The sequence below is a fragment of the Cohnella fermenti genome (assembly GCF_004801405.1).
In the GTDB taxonomy this organism is placed as follows: Bacteria; Bacillota; Bacilli; order Paenibacillales; family Paenibacillaceae; genus Cohnella; species Cohnella fermenti.
Genome location: NZ_SSOB01000011.1, coordinates 55,388 through 77,938, shown reverse-complemented (window position 1 = coordinate 77,938; position 22,551 = coordinate 55,388). Strand labels below are relative to the sequence as shown.

Annotated in this window: 16 protein-coding genes; 13 read left to right on the top strand and 3 right to left on the bottom strand. The window is 58.5% G+C overall.

Going from position 1 to position 22,551, the window contains the following annotated elements; all coding sequences use genetic code 11:
• The first annotated feature begins 85 nt into the window (after positions 1-85).
• Positions 86-847: a class I SAM-dependent methyltransferase gene (locus tag E6C55_RS10560; RefSeq protein WP_407923711.1), complete on the top strand. Its 762-nt coding sequence runs from the start codon at positions 86-88 to the stop codon at positions 845-847.
• 22 nt (positions 848-869) lie between these two features.
• Here E6C55_RS10560 and E6C55_RS10555 read toward each other — a convergent pair whose 3' ends face one another.
• A complete protein-coding gene (locus E6C55_RS10555; RefSeq protein WP_136369757.1) occupies positions 870-1,703 on the bottom strand; it encodes a PPK2 family polyphosphate kinase in 834 nt (277 codons plus the stop codon).
• A gap of 216 nt (positions 1,704-1,919) precedes the next feature.
• Between E6C55_RS10555 and E6C55_RS10550 the strand changes: the two genes are divergently transcribed.
• From E6C55_RS10550 to E6C55_RS10505, 10 genes are all read left to right on the top strand, one after another.
• The gene (locus tag E6C55_RS10550) at positions 1,920-2,873 is read left to right on the top strand and encodes a carbohydrate kinase family protein (protein ID WP_136369756.1); all 954 of its coding nucleotides are present in this window, start codon (positions 1,920-1,922) and stop codon (positions 2,871-2,873) included.
• Positions 2,874-2,886: 13 nt separating this feature from the next.
• Positions 2,887-4,356, top strand: a complete 1,470-nt coding sequence (gene gtfA, locus E6C55_RS10545) for a sucrose phosphorylase (protein ID WP_136369755.1) — start codon at positions 2,887-2,889, stop codon at positions 4,354-4,356.
• Between the two features lie 31 nt (positions 4,357-4,387).
• Positions 4,388-5,197 carry an alpha/beta hydrolase gene (locus tag E6C55_RS10540; RefSeq protein WP_136369754.1) on the top strand — a complete coding sequence of 270 codons (810 nt, stop codon included), beginning with the start codon at positions 4,388-4,390 and terminating at the stop codon, positions 5,195-5,197.
• Positions 5,198-5,315: 118 nt separating this feature from the next.
• Positions 5,316-7,016, top strand: a complete 1,701-nt coding sequence (locus E6C55_RS10535; RefSeq protein ID WP_136369753.1) for a sensor histidine kinase — start codon at positions 5,316-5,318, stop codon at positions 7,014-7,016.
• 13 nt (positions 7,017-7,029) lie between these two features.
• Positions 7,030-8,625 carry a helix-turn-helix domain-containing protein gene (locus E6C55_RS10530; protein WP_136369752.1) on the top strand — a complete coding sequence of 532 codons (1,596 nt, stop codon included), beginning with the start codon at positions 7,030-7,032 and terminating at the stop codon, positions 8,623-8,625.
• 161 nt (positions 8,626-8,786) lie between these two features.
• The gene (locus E6C55_RS10525; RefSeq protein ID WP_136369751.1) at positions 8,787-10,322 is read left to right on the top strand and encodes an ABC transporter substrate-binding protein; all 1,536 of its coding nucleotides are present in this window, start codon (positions 8,787-8,789) and stop codon (positions 10,320-10,322) included.
• A gap of 69 nt (positions 10,323-10,391) precedes the next feature.
• A complete protein-coding gene (locus E6C55_RS10520; RefSeq protein WP_136369750.1) occupies positions 10,392-11,318 on the top strand; it encodes an ABC transporter permease in 927 nt (308 codons plus the stop codon).
• A 13-nt stretch (positions 11,319-11,331) separates the two neighbouring features.
• Positions 11,332-12,225, top strand: coding sequence for a carbohydrate ABC transporter permease (locus E6C55_RS10515; RefSeq protein ID WP_136369749.1), 894 nt, complete (start codon positions 11,332-11,334; stop codon positions 12,223-12,225).
• 52 nt (positions 12,226-12,277) lie between these two features.
• Positions 12,278-13,084, top strand: coding sequence for a Nif3-like dinuclear metal center hexameric protein (locus tag E6C55_RS10510; protein ID WP_136369748.1), 807 nt, complete (start codon positions 12,278-12,280; stop codon positions 13,082-13,084).
• Between the two features lie 458 nt (positions 13,085-13,542).
• Positions 13,543-17,826 carry a glycosyl hydrolase gene (locus tag E6C55_RS10505; protein ID WP_136369747.1) on the top strand — a complete coding sequence of 1,428 codons (4,284 nt, stop codon included), beginning with the start codon at positions 13,543-13,545 and terminating at the stop codon, positions 17,824-17,826.
• A gap of 75 nt (positions 17,827-17,901) precedes the next feature.
• Here the strand turns inward: E6C55_RS10505 and E6C55_RS10500 are convergent, their stop codons facing one another.
• Together E6C55_RS10500 and E6C55_RS10495 are read right to left on the bottom strand one after the other, a co-directional pair.
• Positions 17,902-18,666, bottom strand: coding sequence for a response regulator (locus E6C55_RS10500; protein WP_136369746.1), 765 nt, complete (start codon positions 18,664-18,666; stop codon positions 17,902-17,904).
• Positions 18,644-20,476: a sensor histidine kinase gene (locus E6C55_RS10495; RefSeq protein ID WP_168735569.1), complete on the bottom strand. Its 1,833-nt coding sequence runs from the start codon at positions 20,474-20,476 to the stop codon at positions 18,644-18,646. The genes E6C55_RS10500 and E6C55_RS10495 overlap by 23 nt, the downstream gene beginning before the upstream one ends.
• A gap of 183 nt (positions 20,477-20,659) precedes the next feature.
• On the opposite strand from E6C55_RS10495, the gene E6C55_RS10490 reads away from it, so the two are divergent.
• Positions 20,660-21,637, top strand: a complete 978-nt coding sequence (locus E6C55_RS10490) for an ABC transporter permease (RefSeq protein ID WP_136369744.1) — start codon at positions 20,660-20,662, stop codon at positions 21,635-21,637.
• 13 nt (positions 21,638-21,650) lie between these two features.
• The gene (locus E6C55_RS10485) at positions 21,651-22,532 is read left to right on the top strand and encodes a carbohydrate ABC transporter permease (protein WP_136369743.1); all 882 of its coding nucleotides are present in this window, start codon (positions 21,651-21,653) and stop codon (positions 22,530-22,532) included.
• The last annotated feature ends 19 nt before the right edge of the window (positions 22,533-22,551 follow it).

The window sequence follows — 22,551 nt, the reverse complement described above, 5'->3', positions numbered from 1 at the left end:
CTTCGTTTTTTTGGCAAGATAGGGGCGAAGCCCGGAGTATGAGCATTATCGTAAATTCGTCTGAGAAGCGAGAGGAGCGATGGCAGTGAACAGCAAACAAAGATTCTCCAACAGGGTGGATACGTATGTGAAGTATCGGCCGAGCTATCCGAAGGAAGCGCTCGATTATCTGTTCGGCGAAGTCGGCTTCGGACCGGGCTCGGTTGTGGCGGACGTCGGGGCAGGCACGGGCATCTTCTCCGCGCTGTTGCTCGAGCGCGGCGCACACGTCATCGCCGTCGAGCCGAACGAGGCAATGCGTGCGGAAGCGGTGGGCCGCCTTGCCGCGCAAGGGGGCGATCGCTTCGAGGCGGCATCCGGCTCGGCGGAGGCGACAGGTCTCCCGGACGCTTCGGTCGACGGCATCACGTGCGCCCAGTCGTTCCATTGGTTCGACCGGGAGGCGACGCGCGCCGAGTTCAGGCGCATCTTGAAGCCGGGCGGCCGGGCGGCGCTCATCTGGAACAACCGGGTGACAACCGGGACGGCGTTCCTCGAGGAGTACGAGCAGCTCTTGCTAGGTCTTGGCACCGACTACGCCAAGGTGAATCATCGCAACGTGACGCGCGAGCACCTCGAAGCCTTCTTCCGGGACGGCAACGTCCGGGAGGCGCGCTTCGCGATCAGCCAGCGGTTCGACTTCGACGGCCTCTCCGGTCGGCTTCGTTCGTCGTCGTACAGCCCGGCTCCGGACACGGCCGGCTTCGCGCCGATGATGAAGGCACTGCGCGAGCTGTTCGATCGCAACGAGCAAGGCGGCACGGTATCCATGGATTACGTGACGGAAGTGTACTGGGGCGAAGTGTGACATCGCTTGCCATGCATTCCCCTTATTCGTCCGCCGCTGCCACCGCCTCGATGCTGCTGCGGTCGATCTCGACGACCGGGTAGATCAGCTTCAGCCTGCTCATCGCATCCACGATGATGCCGAGCGTCACATAATCGCGGTACCAGCGATGGTTGGCCGGCACGATGTGCCACGGATTCGTCTTCGTGCCGGTCGCCTTGAACGCCGCCTCGTAGGCTTGCATATAGGCGTCCCAATGCTTGCGTTCGGCCAGATCGCTCGGATCGAACTTCCACAGCTTCTTCGGATTCTCGAGCCGCTCTTTAAGTTTGCCAAGCTGGAAGTCCTGCGAGATGTGGAGGAAAATTTTCACAACCAAAATCCCGCTGTCCGCCAGATGCTTCTCGAACTGCTGGATATGCTTCAGCCGCTTGTTCGCTTCCTTCTTGTCGATCGTTCCGTGCACGCGGGTAATCAGCACATCCTCATAATAGGAACGATTAAACGAGGTGATCATGCCCCGGGCCGGCCCTACCTTGTGCGCGCGCCAGAGAAAGTCGTGGGCGGCTTCTTCGCCGGTCGGCTGCTTGAAGCTCTCTGCACGGAAGCCGTGCGGATTCAGGCCGGACAGCACCTTGGCGACGACCCCGTCCTTGCCGCTGCAATCCATCCCCTGGAACAGGATCAGCACGCCATGCGTCTTGCTCGCGTACAGCATCTCCTGCATCTCTTCCAGTTGCCGCTTCATCCGCTCCATCGCTTCCTCGACGTCTTCCTTCTGCTTGAAGCTCCCTTTATCCCCCGGATCGTAATCGGCAAGGTCCACTTTCTCCTTGCGGTCAAGCCGGTAACGCTCGATGTCAAACCCCGCTGCCATCGTCCATCCCCTCCTTGTGTAACTTGATCATACTCTCTTTGGCGCAGCAGGGGAATCGGGACATGCCGCTTCATTCGCCGGGATTGCCCGACTCCCCTTGATTTTATAAAAACACGTCTTGTTTTTGGAAGCGAAGCCTGCCGACTATCGTTAAACTGAAAGCATTATTGGCATCATTCTGTCGCGTCGGCGACGGAAGAGGGGGCGACGAACAAGATGGAATTCCACGACAGGCTCCTCTTCGAGGAGAAACCGAACGACCTGTTGACAATCGGCGAGCTGCTGATCGATCTGATCTCCGACGAATACGACGATACGTTCATGACGGATAGCTATACGAAGTATCCGGGAGGCGCGCCTTCCAATATCGCGATCAATGCGCGCAAGCTCGGCATCCGCACGCAGATGGCGTCGTGCGTCGGCGAGGACGGCTTCGGCGACTATCTGCTGGCCAGGCTGCGGGAGGAAGGGATGAGCACGGGCTTCATCCAGCGTTCGGAGGAGCCGACCAGCCTGGTCGCCGTCTCCAGAAGCCGTTCGACGCCGGTTCCGATCTTCTACCGGGGAGCCGACTGTCAGCTCGTCTTCTCTCCTCCGCTCGAGGGGGCCGTGCTCAATTCCAAGGCGATTCACTTCTCCTGCTGGCCGATCTCGCGGCTGCCGTCCCGCCGTGTGGTCGAGCGAGTTATCGACGCTGCGAGAGCAAGCGGCGTGAGAATCGGGTTCGATCCGAATTACCACCCGATGATCTGGCAGCGAGGCGAGGACGGCGTAGCTTACGTCAAGTCGATTCTCGCCAAGGCGGACTTCGTCAAGCCGTCGGAGGACGATGCGGAGCGACTGTTCGGTCCGGATACGCCGGAGAACCAACTGACCAAGTTCCTGAATTACGGAGCGAAGCTTGTCATCCTGACGCTGGGCAAGGACGGAGCGCTTGTCTCCAACGGTAAGGAGACGAGGGAGTTCCCGACAATGGCGACGGATGTCGCCGATACGACCGGGGCCGGCGATGCGTTCTGGTCCGGCTTCTATTCGGCGGCGATCAAGGGGTATCCGCTGGAGAAGGCGCTGAAGCTCGGCTTCGCGGTCAGCGCGTACAAGCTTCGCTTCGCCGGCGCAATCGTCCCACTGCCGAAGCTTGAAGACATCAAGAGCCAATTCGTCTTATAGGAGGACAACGGCGATGCCCGTACAGAATAAGATTCAATTAATCACTTACCCCGACTCCTTGGGGGGCGATCTGGGCACTCTTAATAAGTTGCTTCGCAAGCACTTTGCGGACGTGTTCGCGGGCGGCGTGCACATCTTGCCGCCATTCCCGTCGTCTGGCGACAGAGGCTTCGCTCCGCTGACATACCTGGAGATCGATCCGGCTTTCGGGACGTGGGACGACATGCGCGAGATCGGGGAGTCGTTCGACATTCTTGTCGATCTGATGGTGAACCACATCTCGAGGCAGTCGCCCTACTTCCGGGAATTCCTGGCCAAGGGGCGGGATTCCGAGCACGCCGACCTGTTCCTTCCGCTGAACAAGATCTGGGAGGACGGGGTTCCTGTTCAAGCGGATATTGACAAAATGTTCCTCAGGAGGCCCCTGCCCTACTCGACTTACCCGGTAGGGGAAGAGGGAGAGACAGCGACGGTATGGACAACATTCGGGAAGACCGATCCGTCCGAGCAGGTCGATCTCGATATCCGCTCGCCGTTGACGAAGAAGCTTCTTCGCGGGTTCTTCGAGAACTTCAAGCGAAATAACGTGAAGATCGTGCGGCTTGACGCTGTCGGATACGTGATCAAGAAGCTTGGGACAAGCTGCTTCTTCGTGGAGCCGGATATTTACGAATTCCTGGACGAGGTCAAGGAACTGGCCGACTCGCTGGACATCGAATTGCTGCCGGAGGTTCACGCTCATTACAGCACACAGTTCAAGCTGGCCGAGCATGGTTGCTGGATTTACGACTTCATTCTTCCGTACCGGATTCTGGAGGCGCTCGTCAATCGCTCGGGCCGGGAACTGATCGACTACCTCCGGGTTCGTCCGGACAAGCAGTTCACGATGCTCGATTGCCACGACGGCATCCCCGTCAAGCCGGATATGGACGGCCTGATAGACACGTCCGAGGCGAAGCGGCTGGTCGATCTATGCGTGGAGAGAGGCGCCAATCTGAGCCTCATTCTGTCGGACGAGCACAAGTCCCCGGACGGCTTCGACGTTCATCAGATTCGCTGCACCTACTACAGCGCGCTTAACAGCGATGATGACGCGTACTTGGCCGCGCGGGCGATTCAGTTCTTCGTCCCAGGCATCCCCCAGGTGTATTATGTCGGCTTGCTGGCCGGAGAGAATGACTTCGAGGGCGTGAAGCGGACCGGCGAAGGACGCGAGATCAATCGCCGCAACTATACGGTGGAGGAAGTTGAGCGGGAGCTTGAGCGGCCGGTCGTGCAGCGGCTGATGAAGCTGATGAGGTTCCGCAATGAATACGGCGCCTTCGCCGGAGAGTTCTCCATTCCGGAGATGGCGCAGGATGAAATCAAGCTTCGCTGGAGCAAGATGAACCTAAGCTGCGAGCTGCAGGTGGATCTGAGCCGTTCTCTGGCGACCATTGTCTATGCGGACGAGAACGGACAGATTGTCGCATATGAGGTATAATACGCGAACAACTTTATAGGAGGCGGCCGTCATGGCGATTCTAAACATTCAGTTCTATTCGCAATGCCTGAAGCGACAGGTGCCGCTCACCGCGTTGATTCCGCTCGATTCTCCCTTCCGTCTCGCCGGGGACGAGCCCGAGGCTCGGCCGCTCAAGTCGCTGTATCTGCTTCACGGCTACTCCGGCACGCACACGGACTGGACCGACTTCTCGCGCATTCGCGAGCTGGCCGATCGCTACGGGATTGCCGTGTTCATGCCCGCTGGGGAAAATCACTTCTACTTGGATGACGAGGATAGAGGGGCGCTGTACGGGGAATACCTCGGAAGAGAGCTGATCGACTTCACCCGCCGGATGTTCCCGCTCTCTGCATCGCGCGAGGACACGTGGATTGGCGGCCTGTCCATGGGAGGCTATGGGGCGATACGGAACGGCTACAGGTACGCCGACCGGTTCGGTCGGATCGTCGCATTGTCGTCCGCCCTTATTCCGTATAAAATCGCTAATATAGAGCCGGGCTTCAAGGACGGCATCGCCGACTACGGCTATTACCGCAGCGTATTCGGCGATCTGAGCCGGCTGCTCGGGAGCGATAAGGACCCGGAAGCACTTGTTCGGCGGCTGAAGGAGAGCGGGACTCCGCTGCCGGCGCTTTACATGGCTTGCGGAACGGAGGACTTCCTGCTGGATGTGAACCGCCGCTTCCACGAATTCCTGGAACGGGAGAAGGTCGAGCACGATTATCGGGAGAGCTCCGGCGTGCACGACTGGAGCTTCTGGAATCGGACAATTGCGGATGGGTTGACATGGGCTCTGGGAGAACCGCCGGCTCATCCATGACGATAAATAGGCTATGAGCAGCGTCATCGCCCCTGGGCTTCGGTTCTTCGAATCGAAGCCGGGGGTTTGTCGGCTTCCTATAGAGACAGGAACGGACTCGGAGAGGGGAATCGACGGGATGAGAACGAACAGCATCGTATTCAAATTCGCCGTGCAATTGACCATCATCGTTGCGATCCTCTTCGCTGTTCTCGTTCTCAGCAACGTATATTCGCTTGAGGTCGTCCGGAGCAACACCTTGGACAGCGCTCGCAATACGCTCTCGCTTTACCAGGCTAATATCCGGAACGATCTTGACAGCTCCTCGAAGGATCTGACCGAGGTGTTCGAGAGCCACATCGACGAAGCTGCCGGCTTCCATGCGCTGGACGAGAGCGGACGCTACTTCCGGTCCATGCTGCTCAAGAAGGCGCTGACGGCGAAGATGAGCGGCAACGATTCGAATGACGGGTTCTTCATTCGGCTGTCTGCGGATTCGCTGCTTGCGCAGGTCAGCGGTCGGATCGATTCCGGGCGGAAGATTGCGCTGATCGATTATCTTGGACAGCGCGAGTGGCTGTCCGACTCCGGCGGCGAAGTCGACGAATGGACCGTGCTGTCCGTCGGAGACGACCGCTACCTGTTCAAATATATTACCTACTCGGGCATTACATTCGGTTCGTTCGTCAGCGCGGATACGCTGCTATCGATGGTGAACCGGGGAGGAAGCGACCAGAATCGCTACGCGCTGAGCGATCGGGACGGCAATATTCTTACGCTCAGCAAGGAAGGTCTGGAGGACGTGCGAACGATGGACGAACTGCGGGACGTATACGGAGATCGTTACCTGATGATTGCCGAGCCGATTCCCGAGTTCGGCCAGATCACGAACCTGGTCGCCAAGCGCAGCGTCTTCTCGAAGCTGAAGATGATCCAGTGGATTATCGTGTCGCTTGCCCTTCTCTCCGTCGTTGTTGTCCCGCTCGTGCTGCGCAGGCTGGCGAGGGACATCCTCAAGCCGGTGCTCGAGCTGGCGAAGGCGGCCAAGGAGGTAGAGAAGGGGCAGCCGGAGCTGCAGATTCCGGATGGCTCGCCTTATTCCATGGAGTTCATGAAGCTGTTCCATTCGCTGCAATCGATGGTCCGGGAGATTACGGACCTGAAGATTCAATCCTACGAGGAGCAACTTGAACGAGGGCGGGCGGAGATCAGGTACCTGCAGATGCAGATCCGGCCCCACTTCTTCCTGAACGCGATATCCACCGTCACGAGCCTGACGTACCGGAACAAGAACGAGGAGATCCGCAGCCTGATCCACCACCTGTCGGAGCATCTTCGATACATGTTCAAAGTCGGCCTCGTTGCCGTTCCGCTGGAAGAAGAGGTTGAGCATGCGATCAACTACATTCGAATGCAGGAGATCCGCTATCCCGACCAGATTTTCTACATGACGGAGCTCCAGGGCGAATCCGGCCGCTGCCTGGTGCCTCAGTTCATGATCCAGACGTTCGTCGAGAATGCGTTTAAGCACGCCATGTTCTTCGGGGAGATGCTCTCGCTGTATATCCGGGCAAGTCTGGACTTCCGTGGCGGAGAGCCATTCACCAAGATTGTTGTCGAAGACAACGGCGGAGGGTTCCCGGACGAGTGGCTGCGCGGCTTCCCGACGGGGAACGAGGCGGAGAACGGCGACCATATCGGCCTCCTGAATGTGCGAAGGACGCTGCAGCTCTTGTACAAGAGGGACGATCTGCTGCGGTTGTCGAATGTGGAGCCCTCCGGGGCGCGGGTCGAGGTTTGGATTCCGTCAACGACGGACGAGAGCGGAACGGACGAGTAGGGAGGGATAGGATATGCGCTGTTTGCTGATCGACGACGACATTCCGACGGTCGAGGCGCTGCTTCGCATCGTTAACTGGGAGGAGCATGGAATACGCGAGTTGGCGACCGCCTACAACATTCAGGACGCCAAGCGGCTGTTCGAGGCTGCCCGCCCCGACCTCATTATATGCGATATCGAGATGCCTCGGGGCACCGGGCTCGACATGATTCGTTGGGTGCGGGAGCAGGAGTACGATGGCGGCTTCATCTTCTTCACCTGCCATGAGAGCTTCGAGTTCGCCTCGGCGGCCATCTCCTACAGCGCCGACGCCTATCTGGTCAAGCCTCTAGACAAGGCCAAGCTGGAGGGGACGCTGCGCAAGGCGGTGGATGCCCTTAGGCAGAATCGGTTGCTCGGGGAGTACAGCAAGCTCGGACTGGCCTGGATCAAGAATCGGGAATGGGTGGAGAAAAACTTCTGGAGAGACGTTCTGACGGAAGCGATCTCGCCGCGCGAGGACCTGATCGGAAGCGAGCTCCGCAAGCGGGAGCTTGCGTTGGACGCTCGCCGCGAATACAGGCTGCTGCTCGCAGGCGTTCCCAGATCGAGAATCGGGGAGCGCTGGGAGAGCAGTATTTTCCAATACGCCCTGTCCAACCTCGTCTCCGAATCGCTCTTCGGGCAGGTTAACCACGACCGGATCATTCCTTACCAGACGGAATCCTCCTTCTATGTCGTCGCTCTTTTGGAAGCTCCGCTTGAGGAGGAAGAGCTGCGGGAACGGGGCGGACGGTTGATTAGGCTGTGCGACGACTACCTGAAGTGCACATTGACGTGTTACATCAGCGAGCGAGTGCCGATCGCGGGAATGTCTCGCGCCAGGGAGGAGCTGGAGCGGCTCGACGCCGCGAATCTGTTGTTCCGCGGCAAGGTTCATCGGCAGAACGAGCCGCTTGCTTACGATACGACGGAGCGCTATGCGCTCGATATGGAGCGGTTCGGCCTGTTGTTTGTCCAGAAGGAGAAGGCGCAGATCGTCAACGGGCTGAAGAAGGAGCTGGAGACGCTTGCCGAGAGGAACATGCTGGACCCGGCTACGCTGCATTCCATTCGCGAAGACTTTCTTCAAGTCGTCTATTCCTTCCTTCTGCGCAATCATATCCAGGCGCACGTCCTGTTCGCCGACGAAGCGATTCAACGGCTCGCCCAACAGGCCGACGGCGGTGTCTTCGACTTCATGAAGTGGGCCCAGGCGGTGACTGGCAAGACGATTGATTCCGTGCGGGACGCTCTGGAGTCCGAAGGCGTCGTAGAGAAAGCGAAGCGGTTCATCCACGATCATTACAAGCAAGAACTGAGCCGGGAGGACGTGGCGGCTCACGTCTTCCTCACCGGCGATTACCTGGCCAAGGTGTTTAAGTCCGAGACAGGCTGCACGATCAAGGAATACTTGAACGAATGCCGAATTCAATCGGCCAAGCGGGAGCTTCTCGAGAGCAAGGCGAGCGTCGGCGACATCGCCCTGGACTCCGGCTTCGATACGCTGTCCTACTTCTCCACTGTCTTCAAGAAGCTGACGGGAGAAACTCCGAACGCTTACCGTTCCCGCCATCAGGGACGATCATGAACGAGCTCCGTCCCGCTTGCGGGATTGGGGCTCACTTGTTTCTTGCCGCGACTTTCTGAACTTCTTTTCGCAAAAACAGATCGTCTTATTGAAAGCCGATCCCCATCCGCAGCGGGTAAACTGATAACGTAAACAACGAACTGTACGAGGGAGGCATCATCATGAATAGAAAAAAGGGGATGGCGGCGCTTCTGATGTCGGTCGCGCTTGGCGGGACGGTTCTTGCGGGCTGCAGCAGCAACAATGCGGAGTCTTCGTCTGACGGAAGCGGCGCATCCAAGGTGGAGGAGATCGTCTTCGCGATGCCGTCGTTTAACCGGATTCCGGACGATTTAAGCAAGGTAACGGATGCAATCAACGCCATTACGGTCGACAAGATCGGCGTCAAGGTCGACTTCCGCGTATACGGCCCGGCCGATTACGCCCAGAAGGTGAACCTGGCGCTCCAGAGCGGAGAGAAAATGGACGTGTTCACGACGCTTGGCCAGTTCTCGAACTATGTCTCGAAGAGTCAGGTCGCTCCTCTCGACGATATGCTCGCGGAGTACGGCAAGGAGCTGACGGCGATACTCGAGAAGGACTTCGGCTCCGACATGCTCAAGGCGACCACGATCGACGGCCGGATTTACGGGATTCCAGTGAACAAAGGCATGGCGTTGCCGATCAACTTCGTCTATAACGCGGACATGCTGAAGGAGACAGGCTTCACGGCGAACGATATTGAGTCGGTCGAAGACCTGCCGGACATCTTCGATGCGGTGCTGGGTGCAAATTCCGACGTCGTTCCGTTTGGCCCGATCAACGTCAACCCGAGCGACACCGGTCTGCTCAACCTGCTCAAAGGTACCGGCCAGGTCGACTTCCTGACGGATTCAACGGGAGTAGGCGTCGTCGAGGGAGACAGCGGCAAGGTCGTCAACTTCTACGAGACGGACCTGTTCAAGAACGGTGTGCAGATGATGAGGGAATGGTACAACAAGGGATATCTGCAGAAGGACGCAGCGACGACGACGGTTACGTCGAGCGAGATGGTCTCCTCCGGGCGCGAGTTCTCCTTTCTCGGCGGCTACGGCGGTCTGGAGGTCGGCAAGACGATCAGCGCTCAGACCGGCAGGAACGTCGAGACGAAGCGGATCGCTCCATTCTATTTCGATACAAGCGCGGTCAACTCCGTCAGTTGGATGGTATCAAGCACGTCCAAGGTACCGGAAGCTGCGGTCAAGTTCCTGAACCTGCTTTACACGGACGAACAATTGATCAATACGGTGCTGTACGGCGTCGAGGGCGAGGATTACGTGAAGGTCGACGAGCATCATGTCAAGTTCCCGGACGGCAAGGATGCGAATACAGTCTCGTACACCGCCATGCTCAGTACGGGCATAGTCGGCTCCGAGTCGCTTCAATATCAATTCGAAGGCATCAACTGGTCTGATATCGAAGTTAAGCTAACGGAGAACAAGGAGACGGAACGCTCGCCGTACTTCGGCTTTATCTTCGATCAGAACAAGGTGAAGACACAGATCAGCGCGGTCACCAACGTCGTCAATCAGTACCTCCCCGGCCTGGTGACGGGATCGCTTGATCCGGAGACGACGATTCCGAAGTTCGTCAAGGCACTGAACGACGCGGGAGCCGCGGACGTCATCAAGAGCAAGCAGGAACAACTGGACGCGTGGATTGCGGCGCAAGGCCAATAATACCGCAAGGCATTAAGGAGAATGGAGCCTTCTCAAGGTTCCATTTTCCGTAATGGAGGAGTTAACCGAATGAGACGAACGACTGGAGCTTCAAGCGCGCTTCGCAAGACGACGCCTCTGCTCGCGCTGGCCGGACCGGGCTTGCTCTACTTCCTGATCAATAGCTATATTCCGATGTTCGGCGTCTTTATCGCCTTCAAGGACATCAATTACGCCAAGGGCATCTTCGGCAGCGACTGGATCGGCCTGGACAACTTCCAGTTCCTGTTCAAGACGACGGACGCGTGGATCATGACGAGGAACACGCTGCTCTACAACCTTGCCTTCATCGTCATCGGGACGATCTGCTCGATCTTCATCGCCATTCTGATGTCGGAGCTGCTGGCGAAGCTGTATTCGAAGCTGTACCTGTCCGGCCTCGTGCTGCCGAGCCTGATCTCGATGGTCGTGCTCTCGATGCTCGTCTACGCCTTTCTGAACGCGGACAGCGGCTTCGTCAACAAGTCTATTCTGGCGCCGCTCGGTCTTCCCGAGATCAGTTGGTATTCGGAGGCCAAGTACTGGCCGTACCTGTTGATCTTCATTCAGATGTGGAAGACGGCCGGCTACGGCTCCATCGTCTACTTCGCCTCGATCGCGGGCATCGACAAGAGCATCTACGAGGCCGCCAAGATTGACGGCGCAGGCAAGCTGCGGCAGATCCGGACGATCACGCTGCCGCTCCTCAAGCCGACGGTCATCGTGCTCTGCCTCATGTCGATCGGACGAATCTTCAATTCCGACTTCGGCCTGTTCTATCAGGTTCCGCTGAATGCGGGAGCTCTGTACAGCACGACTCAGACGATCGACACTTACGTGTATCGGGCGCTTATGCAGCTCAACGATATTGGGATGTCGGCGGCCGCAGGCTTGTACCAGTCGTTGGTGGGCTTCGTGCTCGTCCTTGTCGTCAATGCGATCGTCAAGCGGGTCAATTCGGAGAATGCTTTGTTCTAGAGGAGGCTAGACCATGATTCAGACGAGAGGGGAGCGAGCCTTCGCCCTGTTCTCCGCCATCGTGATGGGACTTGTCGCGCTGGCCGCGTTCCTGCCGTTCATTCTTATCGTTATCGCCTCCTTCACGAAGGAAGCGAGCCTGATCAACGACGGCTACAGCTTCTTCCCGAAGCAATTCAGCCTGGCCGCTTATATTTACCTTAAGGCTTCGGCCTATACATTCCTGAGAGCTTACGGCGTATCGTTCCTCGTGACCATTATTGGAACGGCCGTCGGCTTGCTCATCACGAGCATGCTTGCTTATCCGATGTCGCGTCGCGACTTCAAGTATCACAACACGCTCGCATTCGTTGTTTTCTTCACGATGCTGTTCAGCGGGGGGGTTGTCCCTTCGTACATCATGTGGACGCAATACTTCCATATCAAGGACTCGCTGGCGGCGCTTATCGTGCCGAATCTGCTCGCTAACGGCTTCAATGTGCTGCTCGTCCGCAACTACTTCAAGAGCAACGTGCCGCTGGACTTGATCGAATCGGCGCAGATCGACGGGGCGACCGAGACGAAGACGTTCTTCCGAATCATGCTGCCGCTCTCCGTTCCCGTTCTGGCGACCGTCGGCCTGTTCATGGGACTCGCGTACTGGAACGACTGGATCAACGCCCTGTATTACGTGAGCAAGCCGCAGTATTACGGAATTCAGAACTTGCTTGTGCAATTGATGAACAATATTCAATACCTCAATTCGGGACAAGCCGGCAGTGCGATTGGCGCGGGAGCCGTCGAGCTGCCGAGCAGCGCCGTGCGGATGGCGATGGCCGTTCTCGGCATCGTGCCGATCCTGGTTGTGCTGCCGCCGCTGCAGAAGTACTTGACCCGCGGCGTCGTCATCGGGGCCGTGAAGGGTTGAGCATGCAAGGTTAATGAACAGGGGCGTTAATATGGAAGGAGCTGACCGGACAATGAAGGTGCAAGACATCGTCGAACGGATTCTGGAGCGAAGCTGCGGGGAGCGCAGGCTGGAGCAAACATGCGACGTGCTGGCGAGCGGAAGCTACGAGACGGAGGTGACGGGCATCGTAACGACATTTACGGCGACCGTCGACGTTATCCGCGAGGCGATCGCGCTAGGGGCCAACCTGATCGTCACCCACGAGCCGACATACTTTACCGGCCGGGACGGGGTGGATTGGCTGACGAACGATCCGGTGTACGCGGGCAAGAAGAAGCTGCTCGACGAGCACGGCATCGTGGTATGGCGCTTCCACGATCATATGCATATGGCCAAGAGCGACCTTATTTACGACGGACTCGCGAAGGAGCTCGGCTGGGGGGACAAGAAGCTCGATTCGGCTTCGCCGTGGGCGTACGGGATCGAACCGACGACGGTCGGCGAACTGGCGGCATTCTTCAAGAGCCGACTGGGTATGTCGAATGTCAGAATTGTGGGTAAGCCAGAATCGCCTTGCTCGCGAATCGGCATCCTCGTCGGCGGCGGAAGTCTCGGCCTCGGCCGGGAGGAGATGCCGATGGAGCTGATGAGAGACAAGGAGCTTGATGTCATGGTATGCGGCGACATCACGGAATGGACGCTGTGCGCGTACGTCAACGACGCCTCCATGCTTGGCATGAACAAGGCAATGATCGTGGTCGGCCATGAACGCACGGAAGAATGGGGAATGAAGCATCTGGCCGAGTGGCTGCTGCCGATCGCGGGCGATGTCAAGGTTACGTTCGTCGATGCCAAGGAGCCGTTTGTTTATCTCTAATGAATGAGCACGCGAGCCTGTGATGCGGAGCCTGCTTCTTCGGAGGGAATTCATAGACAAGATCAGCCGCTTGGGCGAGTTGCCCGGGCGGCTGTTTGCGGTGCGGGGAAGCCTCTGGCTTCACTTCCTTGCCGAATCTTCGAGCAGAGCCTCATTGAACCTAGGCAACCTAATTTATGAGATATCTGCAATGGCTAACAATAATGCTAATTATATAACAAAATTAAGACAATAAAAAACAATCCAATAAATTAACAAATTCCCCCAGAGCATTATAATTGAAATTAAACGCTTACATTCATGAATGTGCGGAATATGAGGGTTCTCGACAAGGGGGAAGGGGGCGGAGCATTGATAAAGCAGGCAGTCTATTGATTCATGGCGATTTATTTGTTATTCGGAAATCTGATTTGTTAGTTGTCGTGAATAAGTCAAAGGGGCAAACAAGGAGGCCAAGCATGAGGGGAATTCGGAGATGGACGATAGGGACGCTGGCGTGCGTGCTCGCGCTGTCCCCATTCTCGGCGGCTGCGGGCGCACAGGCTGCGGAGACTATGCAAGCCGAGCAGGTCTTGCAAACCGTGCAAGCCGCGCAACCAACGCTGAACGACATCGAAGGCAATTGGGCGCAGGCGGCGATCGGGAGATGGCAGGAGCGCGGAATCGTCAGCGGTTATCCGGACGGCACGTTCCGTCCGAACGGCGAGCTGACGAGAGCGGAGTTTGTCAAGGTGCTGAACAAGGTGTTCGGATTCTCGGCGAAGTCGGAGAAGGCGTTCGCCGACGTGCCGGCTTCGTCATGGTATGCCGGCGAGATGGAGATCGCTCGGGCGGCCGGTTACTACGTGGGCTTGCCCGGCAACAAGGCAGAAGGCGAGCTGCCGATCACGCGCCAGGACGCGATGACCTTGCTCGCGCGCGCATTCGCTTTGAGTGGAGGAGCAGATGACAGCTTAACCTTGGCGGCAACGCCGAACTACAAAGATGCCGCAAGCATCTCGGCTTACGCCAAACCTTCCATAAGCGCTTTATCGGGTGTGATTACGGGCTATCCGGATGGCACGTTAAAGCCTCTGCAGCCGATCGTCCGCTCGGAGCTGGTCGGCATTCTCGACAAGCTGATCGTCGGCTACAACCCGGAAGCGGGAGATTTCCCGGAGCGGACGGCGAACGGCAACGTAATCGTGAACCGCAGCGGCGTTCAGCTCGAGGGTCTTGAGATAGCCGGGAATTTGTATCTGGCTCCCGGAATCGGAGACGGAGACGCGGCGCTCATCGATGTGACGGTGCGCGGAGCAACCATCGTGGCCGGTGGCGGCGAGCATACGGTTAGCGCAACAGGTTCTTCGCTTCAGGCGGTGACGGTGGATCGGAGGGACGGCAGAGTGCGCGTTCTGGCCGAAGAAGGGACGACGGCGGGCCGAATCGAGGTAGTGGTCGGGGCAACTATTGTCGTGAGAGCGGGAGCGTCGGTTGGCGAGCTTGTCGTCGCAAGCGATGCGGCCGGGTCGAGCTTGACGATCGAAGGCGACGTGACGAAGCTGACGATAGAAGTCAAGGGGGTTCTGGTGAACGGCCAAAAGGTAGAGCCGGGAAGCTACAACATCTCGGGCGGAATCGTGGCGGCTCTATCCGGCAGCGACGATAGCAGCGGCTCCGGCAGCACAAGCGGAGGGGCGGGCACGAATGGCGGCACTGGCAACAACGGTACGGATAACGGCACGGACAATGGTACGGACGGCACGAACGAGGATAGCTTCGATCTGGTCGATGCCGGAGCGACGGCAGAGACACGGGCGTTATTCAACTACCTGAATACGGTGCGCGGTCAAGAGGTGCTGTTCGGGCACCAGCACGCGACGGACGAGGGGATCACGTTGACCGGCTCGGGCGAGCTTGAGTCCGAAGTGAACAATTCCGTCGGCGACTTCCCTGCCGTATTCGGCTGGGATACGCTGAGCCTCGAGGGCAAGGAGAAGCCCGGCGTGGCGGGAGATACGGAGCAGAGCGCAGCGAATCTGATCTCTTCCGTGCGCGAGGCATACGAGCTGGGAGGCATCGTGACGCTCAGCGCCCACATGCCGAACTTCGTAACGGGAGGGAGCTTCAACGACACGGAGGGCTCCGTCGTGCAGCACATTCTTCCGGGCGGAGACAAGAACGGGGACTACAACGCCTTTCTCGACCTCATTGCCGACTTCGCGAACAACGCGAAGGGCGAGGGAGGCGAGGCGATCCCGATTCTGTTCCGGCCGTTCCACGAGCAGAACGGAGGCTGGTTCTGGTGGGGGGCGCAGACTACGACGGCGAGCGAATACGTGGAGATTTACCGATATACGGTTGAATATCTGCGGGACGTGCGCGGCGTTCACAACTTCCTGTATGTGTTCTCCCCGAACGGCACGTTCGGCGGCAGCGAGAACAGCTACCTGACGACGTATCCGGGCGACGAGTACGTCGACGTTCTCGGCATGGATCAGTACGACAATCAAGCGACGCCCGGCACGGCAGGCTTCCTCGGCAATCTCGTCTCCGACCTGGCGATGATCTCGAAGCTGGCGGACGCGAAGGGGAAGATCGCCACCTTCTCCGAGTTCGGCTATAGCCCGCAAGGGATGCTTGCTTCAGGCAACGGAGATTTGACTTGGTTCACGGATGTGCTTGACGCGATCAAGTCCGATCCGGACGCGAAGCGAATTGCCTATATGCTCACCTGGGCGAACTTCGGCGTCAATTCGAACAATCTGTTCGTTCCTTACAAGGACGCGCCGAGCGGTCTCGGCGATCATGAGCTGCTTCCGGACTTCGTCGATTATTACGACGATCCGTACACCGCCTTCCTCGGGGAAGTCGACGGCGCGTACGACGAGCCCATCGCAACTGCGGCGGAGACGCCGTTCCTGCACATCGCGACGCCATCCGATAACGGAACGGTTCGCGAAGCGTCAGCGACGATTCGGGCTCGGATTCTGGATGCGGCTCCGACACAGGTTGTTTACACAGTCCAGGGTTCGGAGACGGAGCTGCCGATGGCGCTTGACGAATCCGGCTTCTACTACACGGCGGATTGGGCACCGGCGGCGTCGCTCAACGGCAAGACGGCGGAGCTGACGGTGAAGGCGTATCTTCCGAACGGCACCGTTCTGGAGGAGCACACAACCGTCTTTGTGAAAGTCTCGGAGATTCTCATGAAGCGGCTCACGTTCGATGCGGATACGGAAGGGATGCAGAACAACGGGGTGTACCCGGAGACGATGTTCCTGTCGATCGATCACGGGACGATCGGAGATGAGGGAGCGCTGAGGCTGAGCGTTCAGGACGCCGTCTACACGGACACCTGGCAGGAATTCAAGCTGCAATTCCCGACCTGGGAGGATGTCGCGATCGCGGATGTGAAGCGGATTCGCTTCGATGCATGGGTGCCGGCTTCCGCCGGAAGCGAGAGCGACAACGCCAGCCTGACCGGCGTCGCGATGCTGCCTCCGGACTGGAGCGCGAAGTACGGCATGACCTCGCAGCTTAAGCTGGCCGATCTCGAGCGGCAGACCATCGACGGCATCGAGTATGCGAAGTATTCGGCGACGATCGATCTGAACGATTCTGCGAAGTCGGCGGAGGCGACGGCGCTGGCGCTCTCCCTCGTCGGCAGCGGGCTGGAGCTGGACGGGACGATCTACGTGGACAACATTCGTCTCTATAGCACCTATGCCGAGGCGCCTCAAGACCCGGCGCTTGTGGATGACTTCGAGTCCTATCAGGGCAGCGATGCGGCGCTCGCCGCGAAGTTCATTCACGCCGGAGGGGATGCGACGAGCGTCGTTCTCGACGGAGAGAACAAGAGCGGCGGAACGTATGGCATGAAGCTGAATTACACGCTCGGCGGCTCCGGCTACGCGGGCATTACGAGGACGCTCGGCGTCGTCGATTGGTCCGACTTCAACCGGCTCAGCTTCTGGTTCCTTCCGGACGGCTCGAACCAGAAGCTCGTCATTCAGCTCAAGGTTGACGGCATCTTCTATGAAGCCTATCCCTCCTTGTCCGGAGAAGAGGGGGGCACGGTCAGTCTTCACTTCAACGACTTTAATGTCGCTCCGTGGGATACCGGCAACGCGGGCAAGAAGCTGAACAAGACCAGCCTGAAGAACGTGCAGGAGTTCTCCGTCTATGTGAATTCGGTGGAGGGAGCAGCGTTAAGCAGCGCGCTCTTCTTCGACGACATCAAGGCGATCGATGACGGAACAGGCGGCGTGGCGAACGGAGGAGACGGTCCTGGCAGCTCACAGGAGCAACCGGGAACGCTGTACGGCTTCGAGTCCGACGTCTCGGGATGGACGCTTGAGGTGAACGAAGCTGGCGCAACCGCGCCGACGATCACGGAGGACGCGGCAGCCGAAGGCACGCATTCGCTGATGTCGACATTCTCCCTCGCGGGAACGGGCTTCGAGCTCACGAAGGTGTCGGCACTCGATCTGTCCGGCGTCGAGGCGGTCAGCGTGAAGGTGAAGCTGTCGGAAGGGACGGCGAACGCGAGGCTGTACATCAAGACGGGATCTAGCTGGAGCTGGCACGACAGCGGGATCTCCGCCATCGGAGCGGATGGCTTCGCGACGCTGACGATCCCGCTGGCCGGCATCGACGATCTGGACGCCGTGCAGTCGATCGGCATCAAAATCGAGCCTGTCGCCGGACAGACGGGCGAGGCGACCGTGTACGTCGACGACGTCTACCTGACCGGCGAATAGAGCAGCATTAAACGATTCGAGCGTTTCCCCTGCTTAGGCGGGGGATTTTTATTTGCGCCAAGCATAACGGGAAAGCTACCGCTTCGCGAACTCGGACGGCGATACTCCGGCAATTCTGCGGAAGACGCGGCTGAAGTAGAGCGGGTCGTCGAAGCCGACACGCGCCGATACGACCTTGAGCAGCATCGTCGGCTGTTCCCGCAGCAGCAGCTTGGCCTGTTCGATCCGGTATTGCGCCAGATAGTCGAGGAGTGTGCAGCCCATTTGTTTTTTGAACAGCTTATTAATGTAAGAGCCGACGAGCCCGAATTCGGATTCCAGCGTCTGATGGGTGATCGATTCGCGAAAATGCTGTTCCAGGTATCGAGTCACATTCCTGACGATGCGTTGGTGCTCCGACTCCGGGCGCAACTCCTCTGGACCCGCCGTTAACGCGGCACCCGATTCGGCCGGGCGGGCCGACTTGCTCTGCTCGGCAATTGCTGCCGCTTTGTCGAACAGCTCCCGCAACTGCCCGGGGTTGGGCGGCTTGAGCAGATAGTCCAGCGTCGAGCTTTGCAGCGCCCGCTGCGCGTAGGAGAAGTCGGGATAGGCGCTCAGCACGACGCGAAGCGCGTCCGGCCAAACCTCGCGCGCCCGTTCGAGCAGGTGCAGGCCGTCCATCCCTTGCATGGCGATGTCGCTGATCAGCAAATCCGGCTTGTCGCGGACGAGCGCCGCCAGCGCGGTCTCGGCCCCCGTGTAGCTGCCGACGACGCGGTGCTCGGGAGCGATCTGCGCGATCATGCGCCCCAGCATCGATAAGAACAAAGGCTCGTCATCCACCAATACGATACGCAACGTGAGGTTCCTCTCCTTTCGATTCCACGGTCATGCTCATGCGAAGAAGCGCCCCGCCGGCGGGCCCTGCGGTACAATCGAACCGCATGCCGGGTCCGAACAAATACTTCAGCCGGGTCATCGTGTTCATCAGTCCGCGGTTCGCTTCGGCCGACAGGTTCGTGTCGAGCGCTTCCCAATAGCCGGCGAGCCGCTCCTGAATGTCGGCTCCGAAGCCGCGGCCGTTGTCTTCGACCTCGATCCGCCATCCCGTGGCCATCCATTCCCCGCGCACCGTAATTTTCCAGCATTCCTGCCGTTCCGTGAATCCGTGCTTGATCGCATTCTCCGCAAGCGGCTGCAGCAGAAGCTTGGGCACCTGCAGGCCGAGCATATCGTCCGGCACATCGACATCGAAGGTCAGTTTGCCGTCGTAACGAATGCTCATGATGCGCATGTAATCTCGCAGGTGGTCGAGCTCGTCCGCGAGGTTGGCGGTGTACGAGTCCCCGTAGGACACATATTTGAACATGTTGATGAGCGATCGGCACAGATCGAGAATGTGCTCGTCGCCTTGCTCGTAGCCCAGCATGCCGATAATCGACAGCGTGTTGTACAGAAAATGCGGGTCCACCTGCTTCTGCAAGGCCAGCAGCCGCGCGCGCAGCTCCGCTTCCTTCGCGTTCGTCGTCTCCCGTTGCGATTGCTGCAGCCGCTGCAGCATGTCCTGGAACGAAGCGTGCAGGTCGCGGATCTCATCGAACTGGAACTGGTCCGGACGCAACCGCAGCAGCGAATCGGTGACATTCGATTCGAGCGAGACCGGGTCGATCTGGGCCATCGCCTTGCGCAATCGGTGAAGGGGGAGGAGGGTGCGCCGCGTCAGCAGGTAGATGAGCGACATGCCGATTGCGCAGACGAGCATCCCCAGCGCAAGCACGGTAACGCTCAGATCGCGCAGCGACGCGTTCAGCGGCGAAGTCGGCAGCGTCATCGCGTACAGCCAGCCGGTATTGCTCGAACGCTGGATGAATTGCAGCGTATGGCGCTTCTTCGCGAAATAAAGGTCCGGCAAATCGGATGGCTGCTGCGGAAGCGAATCGAGGGAGGAGGAATCGCCCTGTATCGCGTGCCAACGGTTATCCGTGCTGTATACGTATAACGAGCGATCGACCGTATTGCTCGCGGGCAGCGCCACAGCCGCCATCTTGGCGAAGAACTCGCCCGACAGTTGAATTTCCACAATGGAATGGGCCAGTCCGGAATACGTGATTTTGCGGATGAGGGAAACGACCGGAGGCCGCTGCGGCTCCAGCAGATCTTCGGCCGGATAACGCACAAGTCGAAACGAATCGTCGAACCAGAACGATTGCAGGGCGTCGATCCGCTTGCGCATCGTTTCCGGCGGTACGTCGGGATTGTTGAAGCCGGTGCCGATATAGGCGCCGGATCGGCCTATTACGGTTACCCGCTGGAACACCTGGGGGTCGAGGCCGTGAATGCCGTCGATCGCATCGCGCGTCGTTGCAACCCACTCCGGATTGTTCTTGATCGATGCGGAAGCGTTCTCATCCAACGACAGACGGAGAAATAAAGAAGCAATGCCGGGATGGGATTTGATCTGGACAAGCTGGCGGTCGGCATTGGCGATGGCATTGTCGACGCGTCCTACGTAGGCACTAAGCTCGCGCTCGAACGAATTCGCGTAGATCTTCTCCTGCTGTCGGCTCGCATGCAGATAAAAGACGAGAAACGAGGAGACGACGACGGCCAGCAGCAGAGCGGAATACAGCAGGAACAGCCGTCGATGAAAGCCGGAGGGCTTGCGCAAGGAGGGCGCTCCTTTCCATAGAGAACGATTGGTTTTGATTATAGCAAATCGGTTCCGGGATGGACACAGCCGCCGCGCGATAAGTCGAAATCGTCCATATGGTGTTTGAAAAGTTGCATGTACACGCTTACAAAACTGCCGTAACATGTGGAATGTGTTCGACGAGGAAAAGGAGTGGATGCCATGAATCGCCTACCGACGCTGCCCGCTTCGGCACATCGGGAACGGATCGACAAGGACGCGGCCAGCGGAGGCGCCATACGGCGGTTGATCGACAATATCAGGCACAACCCCCATCTTTACTTGATGGTGCTGCCTGGCGTGCTCGGGTTTTTATTGTTTCATTACGTGCCGATGTACGGGATTGTGATCGCTTTTCAAGATTACGATCTGATCAGCGGTTTCTGGCACAGCGATTGGGTGGGAATGGAGCACCTCGTTTCTTTCTTTAACGACCCCACGGCCTGGCGCATTATCCGCAACACGCTGCTGCTCGGCTTCTACTCGCTGCTGTTCGGCTTCTGGCCGCCGATCGTGCTGGCGCTGCTGCTGAACGAAGCCAGCCGCGCCTGGTTCAAGAAGATCGTGCAAAGCGTCAGCTATCTGCCTCACTTTATCGCCGTCGTTATCGTCGTCGGCATGCTGATGCAGTTGACGAGCGAGAACGGGCTGATCAACCTGCTGCTGAACAAGCTGGGCTTCGACAACGTCCACTTTTTCACCGATCCGTCTTATTTCCGCACCATGTACGTGATCAGCGACGTCTGGCAGAGCATCGGCTGGAATTCGATTCTGTTTCTCGCCGCCCTGACCGGGATCGACCCCGAATTGTACGAAGCGAGCTACATGGACGGTGCGAGCCGCTTCCGGCGCATGCTGCATATCAGCCTTCCGGGGATCATGCCGACGATCAGCATCGTGCTTATCCTGAGCGCCAGCCATATCGTGTCCGTCGGCTTCGAGAAGGTGTACCTGATGCAGAATCCGGCGATTTACGAAGTGGCCGACATCTTGGCGACCTATGTGTACCGCAGGGGCATCGTCGGAGGCGACTTCAGCTTCGCCGCGGCCGTCGGCTTGATGAACAACATCGCCGCGCTGCTCATTCTGTGGGTGGCGAACCGCACGGCGAGCCGTCTGCGGCAGGAATCGTTCTGGTGAGGAGGGGTCATGTTTGAAAAGCTACGGGTTCGGCAGTCGGTCATTCGATGTTTTTAACTATATTGCGCTTACGCTGCTCGGCCTCGCCATTCTGTTTCCGTTCTACTATTTGTTAAACCTGTCGGTAAGCGGCCCGATAGCGGTGTCGAATCATGAGGTGTATCTATGGCCGGTGGACTTCAATGTCGAGAGCTACAAGCGCGTCTTCGCGGAGCCGCTCATTCTGAGCGCGTACTGGAACAGCATCCGCTATACGGTCGTCGGCACCTTCTTCGTGATGGTGGTCGGCTGCCTGACCGCGTATCCGCTGTCCACCAAGAGGCTGCTGCTGCAGCGTCCGATCGTGATCATGATGACGTTTACGATGTTTTTCAGCGGCGGCCTCATTCCGTCCTTCCTGCTCATGAAGGGTCTCGGCCTGCTGAATACGATTTGGGTGCTCGTGGTGCCCGGAGCGTTCACGTTCTGGAACATCCTGCTGCTGCGCACGAACTTCCAGAGCTTGCCGGAGGAGCTGTTCGAAGCGGCGCGCATCGACGGAGCGAACGATTGGCATGTGCTGCTGCGTATCGTCGTGCCGTTGTCGAAGCCGATTCTGGCGACGATCGCGCTGTTCGCCGCAGTCGGACAATGGAACGCGTTCTTCGGTCCGCTGATCTTCCTGAATTCCGACGACATGTACCCGCTCACCATTTTGCTGCGCCGGGTGCTGATTACGCAGGAGGTGTTCGACGACGCGGCTCTGGCAACCGCCGACCCTCGTTATCGGCTCGGTGCGAATATCTCGATCCAGATGGCCACGATTTTCGTCACGGTCGGTCCGATTCTGCTGCTGTATCCTTTCCTTCAGCGCTATTTTGTCAAGGGGGCGCTTGTCGGTTCCGTCAAGGGATAAGAGAGATTTATTACATTAG

What these genes read in the sequence shown, in the direction of transcription:
- E6C55_RS10555 (WP_136369757.1), bottom strand. Translation starts at nt 1,703, where the DNA reads ATGGCAGCGGGGTTTGACATCGAGCGTTACCGGCTTGACCGCAAGGAG.
- E6C55_RS10550 (WP_136369756.1), top strand. Translation starts at nt 1,920, where the DNA reads ATGGAATTCCACGACAGGCTCCTCTTCGAGGAGAAACCGAACGACCTG.
- gtfA (WP_136369755.1), top strand. Translation starts at nt 2,887, where the DNA reads ATGCCCGTACAGAATAAGATTCAATTAATCACTTACCCCGACTCCTTG.
- E6C55_RS10540 (WP_136369754.1), top strand. Translation starts at nt 4,388, where the DNA reads ATGGCGATTCTAAACATTCAGTTCTATTCGCAATGCCTGAAGCGACAG.
- E6C55_RS10535 (WP_136369753.1), top strand. Translation starts at nt 5,316, where the DNA reads ATGAGAACGAACAGCATCGTATTCAAATTCGCCGTGCAATTGACCATC.
- E6C55_RS10530 (WP_136369752.1), top strand. Translation starts at nt 7,030, where the DNA reads ATGCGCTGTTTGCTGATCGACGACGACATTCCGACGGTCGAGGCGCTG.
- E6C55_RS10525 (WP_136369751.1), top strand. Translation starts at nt 8,787, where the DNA reads ATGAATAGAAAAAAGGGGATGGCGGCGCTTCTGATGTCGGTCGCGCTT.
- E6C55_RS10520 (WP_136369750.1), top strand. Translation starts at nt 10,392, where the DNA reads ATGAGACGAACGACTGGAGCTTCAAGCGCGCTTCGCAAGACGACGCCT.
- E6C55_RS10515 (WP_136369749.1), top strand. Translation starts at nt 11,332, where the DNA reads ATGATTCAGACGAGAGGGGAGCGAGCCTTCGCCCTGTTCTCCGCCATC.
- E6C55_RS10510 (WP_136369748.1), top strand. Translation starts at nt 12,278, where the DNA reads ATGAAGGTGCAAGACATCGTCGAACGGATTCTGGAGCGAAGCTGCGGG.
- E6C55_RS10505 (WP_136369747.1), top strand. Translation starts at nt 13,543, where the DNA reads ATGAGGGGAATTCGGAGATGGACGATAGGGACGCTGGCGTGCGTGCTC.
- E6C55_RS10490 (WP_136369744.1), top strand. Translation starts at nt 20,660, where the DNA reads ATGAATCGCCTACCGACGCTGCCCGCTTCGGCACATCGGGAACGGATC.